The organism is Isoptericola croceus (assembly GCF_029382255.1).
Classification (GTDB): domain Bacteria; phylum Actinomycetota; class Actinomycetes; order Actinomycetales; family Cellulomonadaceae; genus Isoptericola; species Isoptericola croceus.
Genome location: NZ_JARLLG010000394.1, coordinates 1 through 264, shown reverse-complemented (window position 1 = coordinate 264; position 264 = coordinate 1). Strand labels below are relative to the sequence as shown.

The 264-nt window shown below is 48.5% G+C and carries 1 protein-coding gene; it reads left to right on the top strand.

The genetic code is table 11. The annotated features are described in order from the left end of the window. A partial coding sequence (locus tag PZC42_RS24855; RefSeq protein ID WP_498041209.1) for a hypothetical protein occupies positions 1-264 on the top strand: 264 nt, incomplete at both ends.

The window sequence follows — 264 nt, the reverse complement described above, 5'->3', positions numbered from 1 at the left end:
ACAAGGGGAAGAAGGAAAGTTTTATGTTTGGACCCCGCAGGAAATCGCGGAGGTGTTGGGAGAAAAAGAGGCTGAAATCTTTTGTGCGGCTTACGGCGTGACAGAAGAAGGAAATTTTGAAGACGGAAAAAGCGTATTAAACCAAATTGGAGTTCGCCTCGGGGAGATTGCCGAGAGGTATCAGTTGCCGCTGAATGAATTGGAGGAAATGCTGGCAAGAGGGTGCCGGAAATTATTTGAAGCCAGAGAGCAACGCGTACGCCT